The sequence below is a fragment of the Solibacillus sp. NPDC093137 genome (genome assembly GCF_050280445.1).
Classification (GTDB): Bacteria; Bacillota; Bacilli; order Bacillales_A; family Planococcaceae; genus Solibacillus; species Solibacillus isronensis_B.
On the sequence record NZ_JBNNVH010000001.1, the window covers coordinates 1332224 to 1349216 of the forward strand.

Sequence of the window (16993 nt, forward strand, 5' to 3'; positions counted from 1 at the left end):
TACATCTTCTTCTGCTGGTTCCTCTTCAGACACTGGTCCTGTCGGTTCCTCTGTTACATCGTCCGTTTGATCATCTTCTGATACCGGTGTTTCTGTTTCTTCAGTTACATCTTCTTCTGCTGGTTCCTCTTCAGACACTGGTCCTGTCGGTTCCTCTGTTACATCGTCCGTTTGATCATCTTCTGATACCGGTGTTTCTGTTTCTTCAGTTTCAACCTCCTCTGTTGGATCCTCTTCAGACACTGGTACTGCCGATTCTTCTGTTACATCCTCGTCTGCTTGCTCTTCTTCAGATACCGGTGTTTCTGTCTCATCAGTTACAACTTCTTCTGCCTGACCATCTTCAGTTGCCGGTGTTTCTTTTTCTTCAGTTTCACCTTCTCCCGCTTGATCATCAGTTACTGGTGCTGTCGGTTCTTCTGTTACATCTTGTGCTTGATCATCGTCAGTTACTGGTGCATCTACTGTTACATCATCTTCAGTCGCCGGTGTCTCCGGCTCTTCTGCTACACCATCTTCAACAACATCATTCGTTGTATCATCTATATTATCATTATCTTCTAATTCATCCGTAGTTTCAGTTTTCTGCTGGGCAACTTGGCTGATAAGCTTCCCTTTTTCAGGAGAACCTGGCAGGCTCTTTGCAAATTCAGACACTTTCTGTCCATGATTTTTTGCGTGTTCAGTAATTTCCGGATTTACATCCTTTGCATCCAATTCCGCTGCAGAAATAGGTGCACCAGCAGCTAAAAATGATGCTGCTATAAATGATGTTGACATCACGAGTGGCGCTACTTTCTTAGAAAAATTTTTATTTGCTGTTTTAGAGTCCATTTGTTTTTTATTCATTACTTGATCGCTCCTAATTCGTATTTTTACTGATAGGATGGATTTTTCATTGATCCCGGTATTGATCGTTTCACCTCTGATTGAACCGAGTAAAATGATTCCTCAATTTTTTTGGCAGCACCATCTACTGCCTGTCTAGAATATAACAAAATTATATTACGATATTGTTTTACTCTGATTAAAATAGTTGATGTCTCCATTACGAATTTTTCGAATTTTGCAATATAAGAAATAATATATTCAGCCAAAATCAAGTTCTTTTAATAGAATGGTTACGCTTCCATATTTGTGCTCTAGATATTTCATGTAATTTCCTTTACTGTTTAACGTGGTGAAATAATTTTACATATATCACGAGACAGTAAAAATTGTCTAAACAATTAAGACATTTTTCTCCCTATTATTACCGACAGAAAAATATAAAAGTTAAAGTACTATCAAATAATAGAGTTTATCCGGTAACACACCTTATTTATTATGTATCATGCATTTTTACATTCTTGTAATACCAGAGTTTCCTTACAACATCCAAGTCCATATAAATTAAAAAGGCATTTTAATAATCCAAAGATGAAACGAACTCCTTAGATATCAAAATGCCTCGCCAGCTATTCTATTCATTTAAACAATCCTTTTGGTTGTACAAAAACCGTATTTTTTAAAGTTTTAATGGTAACTTCATAAAGGTGCTGCTTAAGGTCATCCCGATTTTCCATTCTCGTTTGCAGTGAAGAATAAGAAATGACAGGTTCAATTCTTTTTAATAATTGAATAATTTCATTTGGATCAAATTGCTCGACCATAGTTAACCTCCCCTCTATTTTTTACTCCTTTCATGGTTTGTCTTAGTGAGGTCGTTCGATAATAAGTCAATTGAATTTCGTAATGAATCAATTTTTCCTTCGAATCGCATTAATAAATAAACCGCAATAGTAATTGGAAACCCGAAATTCCCCAATATTTGAAACAGCTGGCCCTCAATCATTCCCCTCCCTCCCTTCTCTTAATATATTTATTGATTTATGAATCATCTTAGAAATCGCTTGTTGGGATACGTTGTAAATCTTCGCAATTTCCTTCTCAGTTAACTCGTTTACATACCGGTAATACAAAACTTGTTTTTGCTTAGTATTTAAACGTTTTAACAAAGTTATTAACATTTCATCACTCAACAAGCTCTCTAAGTCATTCTCAAAAATACTTTCGAATTGTATATAAGAATTTTCATCTTGAACTGTGTCTACCATTGCCAGACTTTCATTAATAGGAGCATCCAAATTTAATTCGTATTTTTTATTGTACTCTCTTACCTTTGAATCAAATTTTTTGGATTCATATATAATTGCTTTTTTTATATAGGCGATACGTATAATCAGTTTTTCAAAATATTTAAATCGTTCATTTAGAGAATCCGCATTAGTACTTGTCGGCTCCTGTAAGTATGCATTATACAGTTTGTTATATTCTTCAATTTCTAAAAACCTTTTAAATACATTACTATTCACGACATCAGGATTTAAAATCTTCATTCGTCATACCCCTTATCTTTTTAGTTATAAAACATGAACCTCTGTTCGTTTTTAAATTAAAAAGACCGAATAGAATGCTTATCCCTTATTATATAAAGGGGAATTTCTAAAGAATAATACAACCAGAACATAAAATTATAGGGATATTAAAATTACTTCCAAATATACAATGCATTAATAAAAGAGGAGCACCAGGCGTAGGAGTTGGAATCTTATTACGACTGGTGCCATCATTTTATTACACCAAATGTTACTGTGAAAATATCTTTTTAACCCCCACCAATTCCTACTATCCATAAATCCAGAGCGATAATAATTAATTCAATCATTTTCTCACCCCCCTTTTTTTACTTATTTTACATAAATTACTCCCTGCCAACTTATAATATTAGTAAATGAATATTTGGAGGGTATTATGAACAATTACGGGAAAACATTAAAAAAAATTAGAGTTGGCAAAGGGTTTTCACAGAAATATGTTTCCAACAATATTTGTACACAAGGTAATTTCTCCAAATTTGAACTAGGTGAAAATAAAGATATTAAACATTCAACCTTAAGTGAATTTCTAGTACGAATAGAAACTTCATATGAAGAATTTAGATATATTGATAATGGTTATACCATGCCTTTAAGGGATGAAATCATTAACAATTTTTATAATCAAACATATAATAATTCGGAAAATTTATTGCAATTACAGAGGAGTTGTATTTCATTCTTAAAGGAATTTCCTGAGGATAAATTAATTAATAAAATATTTATCATAATAAAAAGTTTAGCAATATTAGCCAATACTAACGACATTCATCATGCAAAATTACTTGCCGAGCCCATTTGGATAGAATTATCTCGCAGAGACGACTTGTACTTGTCCGATATCTTTTTACTAAATTCTATACTTTATATTTTTCCAATTGAAACCGCTGTCGAAATGAAAAAATTTGCTTTTCGGCATATTGAAAAGTATAAAAATTTCCAGAATATAAACCGTATAAAAATAAATTTTTTAATTAATCTATCCTTGTTATATCTAAAAAAACAAGATTATAATATGGCTTTAAAACAATTAGAAAATTCTATCGAACTATGTAAAATAGAAAAGCTTTTTATTAATCTGTCCATATGTTATATACGTAAGGGAATTTGTTTAAATAATTTGGGCCATTGCGGATTATATTGGCGAAATAAAGGGATGAATATGTTAGTAGCTTTGGATGAGATCGATTTGCTTTCTATTTTAGAGACAGAAGTCGAAAAATACTCAAATTAATTTAGTTTTGTAACGAGGAAATAAACATCTGCTAAATGAAATTATTTGTTCGGAGTAAAAACGGCGAGTTGTCCTCTTGCCTTTTGGAAAAACCTCAGCCATAATGGGGAACAACGGCAACGAAGCAGACACAAAAAAGGCCGTTCAAATTTGAACGGCTTTTGATTTTGAATTAGTTAATCGTATCGTCTGGCAAACCTCTTAATTCTTTCTCTTTATACATCGCTCGATCGGCTTCTTTAATCATCTCATCTAAATTTGCATCTAAAACTTCTATTGTGAAGTATGATCCAATACTTGCCGAAACATGAATTATATGTTGATCTAAAATCATTGGTTTCTCAAGTGCAGATTTTATTCTATCGGTAATCTTTTTTACGATCGATTGATTAATATTAGCCGTTAAAATGACAAATTCATCTCCACCCAATCGGCAAAGTAAGTCCGTCTCTCTTAATACGCCATCTATCCTCAAAACAATAATCTGCAGTAATTGATCCCCAACTTCATGTCCATATGTATCATTTATTTTTTTAAAGCCGTTCATATCAAGGAACAATACTGCAAGTGAGTCGACATTTTCATGCTTCATCAAATCAAACTTTTCCTTAAGCATTGAACGGTTTGCTGCTCCGGTTAAAGGGTCGTGGTAGGCTAAATCTTGTAACTTGTCGTTGGCCTCCCTCACTTTAAGAATGAAAACAATGAGGAAAATGGTTATAAATATTCCAAACAGTACTAAATAAATAAAGTCTTCCTGGATGACATTCGGAAAAATATCATCGTGAAGGTAAAAAAATGAATAGAATGTAAGAATAATCGAAGCGACCCCTGCCATCAATACGGCTTTTATCTGTTGATAAATGGCACTTAGCGGAAGTGCGAGCCACATGAAGAAATAATTTACTAAATACGGAGATTCATTAAGCAAGTAATAAAAATAAATATACATACTGCCGATCATTACATACATTGTAAATTTGGCATTCACTTTCTTTTGAATCAGCAATATCATGATGAGCCCAAATACCCCAAAAAACATTGCTGGAGGAAATATACTCTCTATTCCTTCAATAAAAATATTAATTATTATATGTGTAAAATAAAAAATACTTATTAATAGAAGCAATAATGAATTTCTACGATGCATTTCAATCATAATTCACCTTCCTCTAACATCCGTATTGGGCAAAAATTATTGTAAACATTTAATTTATTATAGCTTATGCAGTTGAATAATAATTAACTAAATAAAGAAAAGATCTCCCGACAGTTCATTGAAACTGATGAAAGACCTCCCCTAAAATCTATATTCGTATTTTAAATACTTTATTCGTAATCGGAGCGAGAAATTTAACGCCTTTTACCGTCATCATATCACCTAAAATATGAGATAAATACGCCATCGTTGAGATGATTGCTAAATTTTCCGCGCCTGTACTCACTTCCAGCAGATGGGACATATATGCCCAAAAGACCACTGCCCAAATTGTATGGGTAAACCCTCGATGCGGAAACCATCCAGCTGCCCCTATATATACAGCAAACAGTACGAGCCACCACAGCTCATCGGTAATTGCATAATACAGAAGGAATAAACTTAAAATAGTCATTAAAATATTTTTCAGCGTTTCCTGACTTCTCATGGACAATGCGATAATAATTGCGCCCAATGCTAAAAACAGCAGTTTATTTTGTTGGGTAAACCATTCACCATCCAGAAAAGGCAAAAGATTTAAGTAGGCTGCCAAGGACAGAATCATTATGATTCCACCGACCATTTGTCCGCCCTTTTTTATTTTTTTCGCCGTCTTCGTTACATGTTTATTCAACAAGTTGTTTCCGTCCAGATCCGGAGCAAGCGAAGCCACAGCGGACACAGCTAAAACGACCGGGATCATTTCTGGTTCTTGACTGACAGATGCGACTGCTCCGATTCCTAAACCAATTGTTAAATGTGTTCGACCTTTCATGTTGTCACCTCTTTGTTGTAAAGTCTTTTAACGGAATATACCGCGAACTTCTTATGTATTCAAAGTGTTCATTGTACTTAACGAAGTTCTATTAATCAAGTTTTTTCATTATAGGAACCTGATTCACTTTATGAGCTGTCCATTTGTTTTATTACTTACCGTTGTTCAACATTTCAAGCCAGTCTTTGAGCGCGGTTATATATAAAAATACTGCAAAGCATGATTAATGAAATAATCGCAAACATATAATCTATATGAACCGTTAACAGCCAGCCACCGATAATTGGTCCGATAAATCCTCCTATATTCTTAAACTGTGACGCACCAAGATATGTTCCCTTCTGATCCTCAGGTGCAATTTCCTCAATAACCGCGTTCATCATCGGAAAACAGAAAATCTCTCCAACTGAAAATACAATCATACTCGCAATGAACATCCAAGAACTATCGGAAACACCAAACAGAAATAATCCGACCGCAAAAATGACAACGCCGATTTTCAGGGAACTGTAAATTGAAATTTTTTCGCTTAATACTGTTAATGGCAGCTGAAATGCCAGCACTGTAATGGAGTTTGCGACAATCACATAGGAAAAGAGCTTCACCCCATCTTCCACATTCATATTAATGAATTGCGGCAGTGTCGAGTCGAACTGGGAATAACCAACTGTAATCAAAATACCTCCTGCGATAAACAGCAACAGCTTTTGATCTTGGATAACTGCACGTAATATCGTTCGGATTTGTTGGTTTGAACCAAGTCTTTTTTGTTTCATTTCATAGCGATTTAACACGACGAGTAAAAATATGCCATACAAAGCATACATTATTCCGGTAATCATAAAAGGTGTCGCCGGGCTTGATAAGCTTGCGACCCATACACCAAGCAATGGACCCATAACGGCCGCAATATTAATGGCCGTGTAGCGTACAGAAAATAACCGTCTTTTTTTCGGATCTTCCGTAAAATCAATCATCAATGCTTGAGTACCCGGTTCAAAAAATGAGCGGCATAACCCATTCACCGCATTCAACACGACAAAGTAACCAGCTGAAGGAGCTAGTGCAAACCCAACGAATGTAAGGCTCCATATAAAGACCGTAATAACAATAACCACTTTTCGTCCGAATCGATCAGTTAAATAGCCGCCGATTAATCCGCCGAATGTTGAAAACAGAGGGGCAATCCCAATAGTAACCCCGATTAATAAAGGCGAGGCTTGAAGTTCATTATGTAAATATAAAGCTAAAAACGGGATTGCCATAAAGCTCGCAGTCCGTACAAAAATCGTCCCACTTAATATGATCCATACAAGTGGGTGAAAATAGTTAATAATTCTTGCCATAGCCCGCCTCCTGTAAATTTTTAGAGATAACTTCCATTATACAGAGTTTGCGTAAAGAATATTTCTTTAATATGAAATTTCTTTTTGGTTCCACTTATCAATTACAAGATAATGGTATAATGACTGAAAATAGTAGGTTGGGAGGTTTTATGTAAGTGAAGCTGACAAAAGAAGAAAAGTCCTGGATTTTATACGATTGCGGGAATTCTGCTTATTCCATTGCGATCACGACCGCCCTTTTCCCCATTGTCTTTGGGATGTTTCAAGGTGTGAACAACATGGATTTAGGCTATTTCAATTCACTCGCAAGTATATTTGTCGCCGTTCTTAGTCCTATTTTAGGAGCCTTTGCTGATTATAAGGACAAGAAGAAACGTTTCTTCACATTTTTTGCGTTAGTCGGCATTATTTCTACTCTTTCCTTTACATTTATTTCACCGGATAGCGGGCAATGGCAGCTTTTAATCGTCATGTACATTCTTTCATGTATCGGCTTTGCCGGCGCCAATATTTTCTATGATTCTTTCTTGGTCGATGTGACTACAGATGAGAAAATGGATAAAGTATCATCATCCGGCTTTGCTTTCGGCTATATTTCAAGTGTCATTCCATTTGGGATTAGTTTAGTCGTCATCTTAATCATGGGGATGGATGCAGCGATCGGATATCAAATCGGATTTTGTATTACCGCGCTATGGTGGGGATTACTGACGATTCCGATGATTAAAGACGTCAAACAGCGCCACTATATAGAACCCGAACCAAATCCGATCGGCAATAGTTTCAAACGTCTAGGTCAAACCTTTTTAAATATTAAAGACTATAAAATAGTATTCATGTTTTTAATCGCTTATTTCTGCTATATCGATGGTGTCGATACAATTATAAAAATGGTTGTTCCATACGCGACAAGTGTTTTAGGTTCCGATGGATTAAATACCTTTATGCTTTTGGCCATTTTACTCGTCATTCAAATTGTAGCGTTCCCGTTTGCGCTGCTTTATGGGTCGCTTGCTAAAAAATATTCGACACGGGCATTAATTATTGTCGGGATAACGACTTATGTCATCGCCTGTATCGCAGCATTTTTCATTTCGGAAATGTGGCATATCTTTATTTTAGGCATTATGATTGGATCTGCTCAAGGCGGTATTCAGGCATTAAGCCGTTCCTATTATGGTAAAATTATTCCGAAAGAACGTTCCAACGAATTTTTTGGTTTCTATAATATTTCCGGTAAATTTGCTGCAATTATCGGACCTTTTCTAATGGCACTGACAACAACGATGACTGGTGATGCCCGATATAGCATTTTATCGATTATCCCTCTATTCATAATTGGGCTCATAGTCTTTTTAATGCTGCCAAAAGATGCGCATGAACAAACTAAATTAGTAAGGTGATCAGATGCAGAATAAAAGTAATTATGTGATCGTTGTTTCGTATGACGCCTTTTCTAAGGATAATTGGGAAAGTGCAGCGTCTAAACCGAATTTAGCCAAACTGATTGAACGAGGGGCCTCTACAAATTTACTGAAAAGTGTGTACCCAACCCTCACGTATGTCATACACAGTTCCTATGTGACTGGTGTCTATCCAGACCGGCACGGGGTTTTCCATAATAATCCTTTTTAGCCTTTCGTCCCTGAAAACGAGCAAAACTGGCACTGGTTCCGCAGTGATATCCAAGCTCCAACTGTATATGAAGTAGCTCGAGAAAAAGGACTAACGACAGCCGGGCTTTTGTGGCCAGTATCAGGAAAAGCTAATATTAACTTTAATATCCCTGAAATAAAAGCGATAAAAAATGAAAACCAGGCACTAAAAATACTGAAAAGCGGCAGTAAATTGTTTACATTGCAAATGGAAATGAAGTACGGAAAAGTTCGGCAAGGGATTCAGCAGCCTTATTTGGATGATTTCACAACCCTATGTGCAGTAGATACGATTAAAAAGAAAAAGCCGAATTTACTTTTAATGCATTTAATTGATCTCGATGATACGAAGCATTTACATGGAACAAATGGACCTCATATTGAAGAAGTCATTGAACGGATGGATCGCCGAATAGGAGAGCTTGTCCAGGCGACAAAAGATGCAGATATTTATGAAGAAACGACTTTTATAATCGTCGGAGACCATAGTCAGCTCGATGTTCAGTACAAAGTGTATTTGAATCGGATTTTATACGAAGAAGGTCTTATTTATGAGAAAAACGGAAAATGGCATTGGCGCGCATATGTTCAAGGTGCAGGTGGAGCCGCTTATTTACATGTACAGCAAGACGATACGGAAGCAGAACGAATAGCCCTTACCATTTTACAGGATGCTGCACGGAAAGAATCTTACGGTATAGAAGCCATTTTAGGTACTCAGGAATTGCAGGAATTTCATATAGCCAGTACATTCCGATATATGATTGAAGCAAAAGAAGGGTATGCCTTTGAAGATGACCATTTACAGGAAGCTATCATCGATTTACATGCACTCGGCAAAAAGTATGCGACACACGGCTACTCACCAAACAAACCCGATTATACGAGCAACCTTATTATTTCCGGCAACGGTGTTATAGCCGGTTCTCATATTGGCGAAGCTTGTGTCGTTGATATCGGTCCGACAATTGCGCATATTTTAGATTTGGACTTTAGAAATACAGATGGCAGAGCATTGACTGAAATTTTTAAGCGATAATATAGCCAATATATCTTCTCCCATAAAAAAGTGTTTAGAAAATCCCTTTTGAATAAATCAAAAGGGATTTTTATTGCATAGTAATAGTTTTAATTTATAAAGTCTCTATCACGAAAATTTAATATTGTTTCTTCACTTCATTATAAATGTCTAATGCATTTTCATAAATATCATTATTTGCATCGATTTGATAATTTCCAGAACGATCTCCCAGATGGAAAATCCCCATATCATCGATCACTAAAGTCCCTGATATTTGGTCATTATAAATAAAATGGATCGTTAACGCCTTATCATAATCAATTTCCACGTTTGTCTGTCCACTATCTTCAATTTGATTGTAAGCCTTCACAAGTGACTGGACCGTTTCTTTATCTACTTTGTTTAGACCCTCATACAAGCTCTGCCCATAACCGATATCGAAGTAATCCGCTTTGATTGGATTAGGGGAATTACTATTAAATCCCTTTACAATAAAAAATAAAATTAGTATAACAAACACTATTAATAATTTCTTCAAAATTTCCTCCATCTAATCTAGCCGACTCTTTAAAAACCTGTGGAATTACCTATAGGTGTATCTTGACCGTTTATTTTTACATTAATTGAATCATACTGTGCATCACCACGAGTAATTTTATAGACGTATTGTTTTAACTCACTATGTTCTTCGTTTTCAGTCTCCAACTTTATATCTAATATGTTACCCCTCTCTTCAATTTCAGCTGTTACTGTTCCTGCAGATTGAAAAATAATATACTTCACATCGCTTTTACTGTCATTAATCAGCTGCAATGTGTAATCGGTATCAATAATCTCTTGCACTTTTGTAGGAATTTTTTGCACTTCCGTAATACTCAATTGTGATGAACTACAAGCTGCTAATATTATTACTGAAACAAACATTAATGATAATAGTTTTCTCAAGTTAAGTCCCCATTCCTTGATTGGCCCTCGTTTTATACAAGTGGCTATTTGTTAAATTTAAAATGTTTGGTTCGCCGGATTTAAAATATCACTTTTATGATCTCTTTTTCGGAAATAATGTATACGATAATGTAATTACAAAATCAATGGTAAGAATAAGCAGCCATACTTGACTGAATTTATTGATCCCTTCATTGTTAAAAGGGAAATTACCGTTCTCGTCATCAAACCACATTCCGAATAATTCATTCAGGGGCGTTTGCTGCAAACTGTCTGAAAAGCCGACCGCAATAGCAAATCCTATATGAACAAGGATAAAAACTACGAAATGCCCCGCAAATTGCTTCCATTCTTGTATCGCATAAGCCTTACCATACAATTTAACAGGTTGGAGTGATTCATTGATCGGCTCCCCTCGTTTTTTAGCAACCCACCTTTTTATAAAGGCATCGAGCTTTTTAAAGTCGGATTTCCCGAATGTCATCGCATACACAATAATGATGACAATAATAATTTGATAAATCGAAAATTCACCTGTTCGCTGATAATCAAAATAAGCCAAAAGCGCAATCCATAAATCATTTACGATAAAAATAATAAAAACGAATAAACTCAGCTTTTTTAGCTGAAACCAGTAGCGCAAGAGCAAAAAGGCAATCGCACATACCCAGAATACAACTTCTGCAGTAATGAGGAAAAACCACTTATAATCCAAAATAAAGTCCATTGCTTCCTCCCTTAAAATCGGTTACTTGATCTATCCACTCTTATAATACTTGATAAAGTAATAGATTAACATTTTTTCCGGTAAATTCATTCCCTTTAAATTCTGACTAATCACAGTAATGATATTAAGGTATGATGAATAAGTAAATACATTTTGATAGAGGAGCTGAATGTCTTGAAGAAAAAGCCGATTTATGTGGAAACCGTAATAGACAGCTCGATTGAAGAAGTATGGCATTATACACAACAGCCCGACCTGCATGAACAATGGGATTTACGTTTTACATCCATCATCTACAATGAAAAACAGCATGTAGACGCGCCTCAAACTTTTACATATACAACTAAAATAATGCCGGGCCTGTCAGTTGCAGGTTGGGGTGAAAGTAAAGGTACACATGAAAAAGCAAGTGGTGTTAGAACCTCATCTCTCCATTTCGGGACACCGCAACTGATTTCCCCTATTAAGGAAGGACGCGGCTATTGGCAATATATCCCGAATGGCGACCGCGTAACCTTTCTGACCCAGTATGACTATGACGCCCGGTTCGGTCGATTGGGGCAATTATTTGATCTACTGTTCCGCCCTGTTATCGGTTGGGCAACTGCACTTAGTTTTAATGTACTGGCTAGGTGGATTGAAATCGGAGAAAAACCGGCAACCCAATACCGGCGATTTTTCAGCTATTATTTACTGTGCTTCCTGTTCAGTTTTACATGGCTCTACCAAGGTCTCATTCCGAAAGTATGGATGAAGCATCCGCTTGAAATTGATATGCTGATGAAACTGTCACCGCTAACGTTAGGTCAAGCATCAACGGCCATTATTTGGATAGGTATTTTGGAGATGATCATCGGGTTACTCTTTTTGATCCCGAAATTGCAACCGCTGCTGATAAAGGCGCAAATTTTATTATTCCCATTGCTGACATTAAGCGCAATTATTGCTGCACCTTCTGTTGCAACAGCTCCATTTAATGTCGTTACATTTAACATTGGTTTGTGGGTTGCTTCAATTATTACTTTACTGCTGACAAAAGAATTACCGACAGCAAGATTTTGCAAACGAAAAAGAGGTGCTTAATATGATTTACGAAACATTGCTTGCCAATGATTTTAACAGGTTGCATCCAAAGTTGCAGGAAAGATACCGCCTTCCATTAGGCAATCCATTTCATGCACAAGGAACAATGCAAGTTATTCATTCCGGACCACGTTTTTTACGAACGATGTATCAATTGTTTACGAAAACAAATTTCCTTTTTCCCGAATACGGCAAGGAAATTCCTTTTACAATAACGAATACCGCAAGAATGAACAATGAAAAGGAAGCCGAAGTCTATTGGGAGCGCACTTTCCATTTTCCACTGGCAATACGCAAATTCAATGCAACGATGACAGTCGATTTGGAACGGCAAATCGTAAAAGATTATTTAGGGGATCCGGCATTATTCTACTCCGATTTAAAAATGGATGTTACAAAGGACGGTTCCTTAATGATCCGCTCCGCAGAACAGCGTGCCGTAATCGGTCAAAAAGAAGTTGGCTTGCCGAAGAAACTGACAGGCCGAGTTGTTGTAACGGAAGGGTATGATGATGTGCTCGATGTGTATACGATTCATGTCTCCATTTATAATGATCTTATTGGAAGGATGATGATGTATGCTGGTCAATTTACGCCTTGTGCTCAGTAGACCTTTAACAATCATTGGCCTTGTTTGTATGGCTTGGCTTCTATTATTTAACGCACCAACATCTATGTATTATTATTTGACGCTAGCTCAACTAATCTTTGTTCCAGTCATACTGGAACAGTTAGTTTTACTGAAAAATTGGCAAAAATTCATTATTGCAACTGGTCAGTTTGCAGTTACAATACTATATTTCACACAAAACGATTTCCTCATCCTGCTTTGTGTACTTACCTACTTACTAAGTACCCTTATTATTGCCTCCCATGGGGTCAAACGATTTTTGAGAAGAGGCTTTGTCAATACAGCTGAAATGATGATAGATATCGGTCTAATATATATTGTGATGGGTGGACTATGGTTTTTGGCATTTCATCTGCAGCTGAATACAGGGTTCAGTCCGATTATTACATGGCTGACCGCTATTCATTTTCATTACTCGGCCTTTCTGCTATGCATAACAGTCGGTTTGATTGGGCGTCTTCATATGACCCGCTATTACAAGTTTTGCTGCGCCGTAATCGCTGCAGGACCAATGCTAGTAGCTGTCGGGATTACCTTTTCAAGGATTGTTGAAATCATTTCTGTTAGCCTATATGTAGTCGCCATCTTCAGCATTAGCTTTTTTGTTATGAAATGGCCATTGCAGCGTATGCAGCGTCTGTTCATCCGACTGGCATTTTTGACATTATGCTTTACAATTATTTGGTCGCTTTTATACGCATACAGCAATTTAACAGGAACGAATCTTGTTGATATTCCGGATATGCTGGACTTCCATGGTCTTTTAAATTGTTTAGGGTTTGGTATTTCTGTATTGATCGCTTGGAGCTTATTACTGCCACCTTCAAAACATCGTGACTATACATTTCCAATAAGTAAAATTCGCGGGCGATTTTCTCCAACAAACAAACCGGCTCGTGGATTGGTCGATGATATGGCATCTTATGTTAATAAAGAGAACATTCCTGAATTGGTAAGTGAGTTTTATGAACGTACTACAAACTTTGAATTAAAAGCGTCTGTTAAATGGGCTGCTTGGTTTAAACCTTTTGCTTTTGTGTATCAGTTCATTAGCAGGAAAATGGGACAGCTGAATTTACCGTTCTCTTCAAAATCGATTGTGATGGACGGAGAAATTTGGCAAGTTGATCCGCAAAATGACGGCCGAGAAAAGCCGCGCGTCTGGCAAAGATCGATTAATGGTGACCCGGTATTCAACGCGATATATTCGAAGCATCATGATGCCTCCAATACCTATATGAATATTGCTTTGCCCCTGCCCTTCTCTACAATGCACGGTATATTGCAGCTTTCCGTAAAAGACTGTGCACTGTACTTAACAAGTGATGGACAAGGCGATGCCGGTACGTATTTGGCGATCGGCTCTTATGTATTCAAATTGCCGTTACATGAGTACTTTGTGATTAAAGAACAACAAGGAACCCTTACCGCAACCCATGAGATGAAACTGTTTGGTATGAAGTTTTTACATATTGATTATCAAATACGGAAAAAATAAAAATACTCGGCTTCCCTAAGTACAATAAAGGGGCCGGGTAAAATTTATTCAACCATTTTTACATTAACATATACCAATTCAAGTAAGATGATGCCCACTGTAACATACATAATCGTTTCTGCTTGTTGTATGCCTGCAAATCCGCTTATGGCGATTCCTATGCCTAGTAAAGCAAATGTTCCACCGACAAGTAGAGCCAATTTATTTTTATCTTTTACTCGCTTTTCATTATACCCCGCTAATAGCCATGTTAATTTTTTAACTCCGACTAAATAACCCAGCACTAAAAATACTACGCCAATTAAAACCAAATTCATCTCCATTTCCCAGTCCCCCTAAAAGTTTTTTATAACTGCTGGAATAATATAGAATGGAATGCAAAGTGTAGCTACCAAATACACCAAAATCAATTCTATATTTATCGTCCAATTCATGTCCCCTTTACTTCCAATCACTAATATCAGTATGAGCAGTGTATTTAACATAATCATGCTTCGTAATGACCATTTCGAAATATTTGCGTTTACGCGATCATCAAATTCGAGCTCGTCGTTCATTAATTTACCTCGCTTATACTTCGCAAATAACATTAAACAACCGATTCCCGCTAACAGAATCCATTTCAATAATGAACTTTCAATAAATAAAATAACAATAATACAGCAAAGAACCGGGATATAGGTGAATAACTTTGTCATGATTCTTCCTCCATCCAAAACAATTTTTCAATAGAAGTATCCAGTGCATTCGCAATCAGCAAACATACTTTAATTGTAGGATTATACTTTTGTGCTTCGATTAAATTCATCGTTTGTCTCGTGACACCAATCTGCTTTGCTAAATCACTTTGTGTTAAATTGCCCAATTCAGTTCTTCTTAATTTTACACAGTTTTGTATTTGAATATCTTTCAATTCAACACCCTCCCTTCCTAAAATCGATGTCACTTTGTTGAAACTGCTGTCATGATAAAGTCAGGAAAAAAATACCTTTCACCTAATATTGTAACATATAAATTAACTTAGTCAATTATATATGACACTTAATCCGTTAAAACTGTGGGTACTAAAATGAAAATCAAATTTTTAATACAGCAAAAAGCTACCAATTTTCTTTATCAGAAAAAGGTAGCTTTTTGCATATATAAATAGAAAATTATCGTGCTTCTTGTTTCTTAATAATAAAGGGTGCTGCCACTAAAGCAAGGATGAGGATAATCCCCAGATAACCAATCAGAGGATAGAAATAACTCACTAGACCAGTAAAGCCTACAAAACTTGCCAGATAACCAACAATCATTGTAATCGTAAAGAAAGTTTTAAATTTCTGTGTTCCTGATTCCGCAAAACGTGCTGAAAAAGAAAAGAACATTCCAACCGCTGTATTATAAATCATGCCGAAAATAACTAATGACATGATAATACCTAGTGTCGGCGATAAATTACTCACAATTCCCAGCATCGGCATGTCCAACGTGCCAACTTCTTCGATTTTCGAGAAAATAGCTAAATGAATTAATAATATGAGAATTCCTAAAATAAGTCCTCCAACCAATCCGCCTATCGCTGCCGTTTTTGGATTTTTTTCAGCTCCGCCCATTACAATTGACATTGAAGCTCCAACCGCGATATTAAATGAAACGTAATTAATACTGGAAATAAACCAGTTTGGTAAAGTAGTCGGTGTTGCTTGCGCTACATCGTTTAACGATGTAAAAGTTCCACTCATCGTTAGAAAACTGTAGATCGCAATAAATATAACAAAAATAATGAGAACCGGCGTAATGCTTCCTATAATGGCAACAACCCGATTTACTTTCAAAAAACCTGTTAGTAATACGAGTATTGTCATAAGAGTCGTACCTACAAAGACCGGTAAACCAAACTGTTGATTTAAGTTCGAACCGGCTCCAGCCAGCATCACGACACCTACACCAAACAACGTAAAAATAAGAATAAAATCGATTACAGTTCCAAGATATCGCCCGCTAATTCTGTAAATAACGTCTTTATGAGATGTCGTTTTTGTATAACTGCCAAGCCATACTAAAAGCATACCAATACCCGAAAACAGTACCGTTGATAAAATAGCTCCGAATATCCCGAGTATTCCAAAGCTCGTAAAGTATTGCAGTATTTCTTGTCCTGAAGCGAATCCTGCGCCTACGATCACGCCAATAAAAGCGCTTGCAATTTTCAATATATTTTTCACACGTCTAACTCCCCTTTTAATCCTTCGATCAATATGTATTTTCTTAAAATAATTACTAAGGCCATGATCCCCATTTCGACTTTTCCGATTATTATAGCCCTTTTCAAATTTCTCCCTAGTTATCCCTCCTCCGACACAAAATTAATTACAATTTTAATATTATAGCATACTTTTATTACGATATTTTATTATTCAAAATATTCATTTTTTAGAGAGTGAGTAGGAAAATAGAGGTATAGATTGAAACATAGTT

The 16993-nt window shown here is 36.1% G+C and carries 19 protein-coding genes and 2 pseudogenes; 6 read left to right on the plus strand and 15 right to left on the minus strand.

The genetic code is table 11. The features are described 5' to 3' along the window. The 5 genes and pseudogenes from ACQKN3_RS06855 to ACQKN3_RS06875 all read right to left on the minus strand — a co-directional run. A pseudogene (locus tag ACQKN3_RS06855) lies at positions 1-849 on the minus strand (hypothetical protein); the annotation flags it as partial. A gap of 26 nt (positions 850-875) precedes the next feature. Beyond that, positions 876-1097, minus strand: coding sequence for a hypothetical protein (locus tag ACQKN3_RS06860; RefSeq protein ID WP_427710380.1), 222 nt, complete (start codon positions 1095-1097; stop codon positions 876-878). 369 nt (positions 1098-1466) lie between these two features. Then, positions 1467-1652 carry a hypothetical protein gene (locus ACQKN3_RS06865; protein ID WP_251688517.1) on the minus strand — a complete coding sequence of 62 codons (186 nt, stop codon included), beginning with the start codon at positions 1650-1652 and terminating at the stop codon, positions 1467-1469. A gap of 14 nt (positions 1653-1666) precedes the next feature. Then, positions 1667-1834, minus strand: a complete 168-nt coding sequence (locus tag ACQKN3_RS06870) for a YvrJ family protein (RefSeq protein ID WP_251688520.1) — start codon at positions 1832-1834, stop codon at positions 1667-1669. Beyond that, positions 1827-2378, minus strand: a complete 552-nt coding sequence (locus tag ACQKN3_RS06875; RefSeq protein ID WP_251688522.1) for a sigma factor-like helix-turn-helix DNA-binding protein — start codon at positions 2376-2378, stop codon at positions 1827-1829. The genes ACQKN3_RS06870 and ACQKN3_RS06875 overlap by 8 nt, the downstream gene beginning before the upstream one ends. A 415-nt stretch (positions 2379-2793) precedes the next feature. Between ACQKN3_RS06875 and ACQKN3_RS06880 the strand changes: the two genes are divergently transcribed. Further along, the gene (locus ACQKN3_RS06880) at positions 2794-3651 is read left to right on the plus strand and encodes an XRE family transcriptional regulator (protein ID WP_427710383.1); all 858 of its coding nucleotides are present in this window, start codon (positions 2794-2796) and stop codon (positions 3649-3651) included. 172 nt (positions 3652-3823) lie between these two features. Here the strand turns inward: ACQKN3_RS06880 and ACQKN3_RS06885 are convergent, their stop codons facing one another. From ACQKN3_RS06885 to ACQKN3_RS06895, 3 genes are all read right to left on the minus strand, one after another. Then, the gene (locus ACQKN3_RS06885; protein ID WP_427710384.1) at positions 3824-4810 is read right to left on the minus strand and encodes a GGDEF domain-containing protein; all 987 of its coding nucleotides are present in this window, start codon (positions 4808-4810) and stop codon (positions 3824-3826) included. A 148-nt stretch (positions 4811-4958) separates the two neighbouring features. Continuing rightward, entirely contained in the window at positions 4959-5624 is a 666-nt protein-coding gene (locus ACQKN3_RS06890) for a metal-dependent hydrolase (RefSeq protein WP_427710386.1), read from the minus strand. 173 nt (positions 5625-5797) lie between these two features. Next, the gene (locus ACQKN3_RS06895; protein WP_427710388.1) at positions 5798-6970 is read right to left on the minus strand and encodes an MDR family MFS transporter; all 1173 of its coding nucleotides are present in this window, start codon (positions 6968-6970) and stop codon (positions 5798-5800) included. A gap of 155 nt (positions 6971-7125) precedes the next feature. Here ACQKN3_RS06895 and ACQKN3_RS06900 point away from each other — a divergent pair, with 155 nt between their 5' ends. Together ACQKN3_RS06900 and ACQKN3_RS06905 are read left to right on the plus strand one after the other, a co-directional pair. Then, positions 7126-8373, plus strand: coding sequence for an MFS transporter (locus ACQKN3_RS06900; protein WP_427710390.1), 1248 nt, complete (start codon positions 7126-7128; stop codon positions 8371-8373). A gap of 4 nt (positions 8374-8377) precedes the next feature. After that, a pseudogene (locus ACQKN3_RS06905) lies at positions 8378-9664 on the plus strand (alkaline phosphatase family protein). A gap of 118 nt (positions 9665-9782) precedes the next feature. Here ACQKN3_RS06905 and ACQKN3_RS06910 read toward each other — a convergent pair. From ACQKN3_RS06910 to ACQKN3_RS06920, 3 genes are all read right to left on the minus strand, one after another. Continuing rightward, on the minus strand, positions 9783-10184 hold the full coding sequence (locus tag ACQKN3_RS06910) for a hypothetical protein (protein ID WP_427710392.1): 402 nt from the start codon (positions 10182-10184) through the stop codon (positions 9783-9785). A gap of 29 nt (positions 10185-10213) precedes the next feature. Next, positions 10214-10591: a peptidylprolyl isomerase gene (locus ACQKN3_RS06915; RefSeq protein WP_427710394.1), complete on the minus strand. Its 378-nt coding sequence runs from the start codon at positions 10589-10591 to the stop codon at positions 10214-10216. 94 nt (positions 10592-10685) lie between these two features. Beyond that, the gene (locus ACQKN3_RS06920; protein ID WP_427710396.1) at positions 10686-11318 is read right to left on the minus strand and encodes a hypothetical protein; all 633 of its coding nucleotides are present in this window, start codon (positions 11316-11318) and stop codon (positions 10686-10688) included. A gap of 174 nt (positions 11319-11492) precedes the next feature. On the opposite strand from ACQKN3_RS06920, the gene ACQKN3_RS06925 reads away from it, so the two are divergent. Genes ACQKN3_RS06925 through ACQKN3_RS06935 form a run of 3 tightly spaced genes read left to right on the plus strand, consistent with a single transcriptional unit; the run spans position 11493 to position 14530 of the window. Next, positions 11493-12401, plus strand: coding sequence for a DoxX-like family protein (locus ACQKN3_RS06925; protein WP_427710398.1), 909 nt, complete (start codon positions 11493-11495; stop codon positions 12399-12401). 1 nt (position 12402) lies between these two features. Further along, a complete protein-coding gene (locus ACQKN3_RS06930; protein WP_427710400.1) occupies positions 12403-13011 on the plus strand; it encodes a DUF4166 domain-containing protein in 609 nt (202 codons plus the stop codon). Next, positions 12980-14530: a YndJ family protein gene (locus tag ACQKN3_RS06935; RefSeq protein WP_427710402.1), complete on the plus strand. Its 1551-nt coding sequence runs from the start codon at positions 12980-12982 to the stop codon at positions 14528-14530. Before ACQKN3_RS06930 ends, ACQKN3_RS06935 begins: the two co-directional genes overlap by 32 nt. 44 nt (positions 14531-14574) lie before the next feature. Here ACQKN3_RS06935 and ACQKN3_RS06940 read toward each other — a convergent pair whose 3' ends face one another. The 4 genes from ACQKN3_RS06940 to ACQKN3_RS06955 form a co-directional block, all read right to left on the minus strand. After that, positions 14575-14853: a DUF3784 domain-containing protein gene (locus tag ACQKN3_RS06940; RefSeq protein WP_427710404.1), complete on the minus strand. Its 279-nt coding sequence runs from the start codon at positions 14851-14853 to the stop codon at positions 14575-14577. Positions 14854-14865: 12 nt separating this feature from the next. After that, complete coding sequence (locus tag ACQKN3_RS06945; protein WP_427710406.1) at positions 14866-15228, minus strand: hypothetical protein; 363 nt, start codon at positions 15226-15228, stop codon at positions 14866-14868. Then, complete coding sequence (locus ACQKN3_RS06950) at positions 15225-15443, minus strand: helix-turn-helix transcriptional regulator (protein WP_251688564.1); 219 nt, start codon at positions 15441-15443, stop codon at positions 15225-15227. The genes ACQKN3_RS06945 and ACQKN3_RS06950 overlap by 4 nt, the downstream gene beginning before the upstream one ends. Positions 15444-15684: 241 nt before the next feature. Continuing rightward, a complete protein-coding gene (locus tag ACQKN3_RS06955; protein ID WP_427710408.1) occupies positions 15685-16740 on the minus strand; it encodes a YkvI family membrane protein in 1056 nt (351 codons plus the stop codon). Between the last annotated feature and the right edge of the window lie 253 nt (positions 16741-16993).